The sequence below is a fragment of the Dactylosporangium sucinum genome, from assembly GCF_014647515.1.
Classification (GTDB): Bacteria; Actinomycetota; Actinomycetes; order Mycobacteriales; family Micromonosporaceae; genus Dactylosporangium; species Dactylosporangium sucinum.
On record NZ_BMPI01000075.1, the window covers coordinates 429 to 745 of the forward strand.

A 317-nucleotide genomic window follows, 5' to 3' on the forward strand; every position below is an offset into this window, starting at 1 on the left:
CCGCCGGTACAGCACCGCGCGGTCCGCGTTCCACGACCGGAACACCGCCGCGACCGCCAGGTCGAGCTGCTCGCGCGGATCCTGCGGGAAGTCGCGGTCCGTGTGGGCCTTGAAGATCTCCTTGTACTGCTCAACGAGCTTCTGGAGCGCCTTGGCGTCCAGTCCGACGTCTTCGCGGGTGCCACTGCGCACCTTGGCGTCGTCGAGCGCGTGGTCGAACTCCTCGCCCGGCACGCCGCAGACGGTCTTGCCGAACATCTGGATGAGCCGCCGGTAGGAGTCCCAGGCGAACCGCTCGTCCCCGCCCGACTGCGCCG

At 69.7% G+C, this 317-nt stretch carries 1 pseudogene; it reads right to left on the reverse strand.

Annotation, left to right across the window (positions count from 1 at the left end):
* Window positions 1–317: pseudogene (locus IEZ31_RS57430) on the reverse strand (pyruvate, phosphate dikinase); the annotation flags it as partial.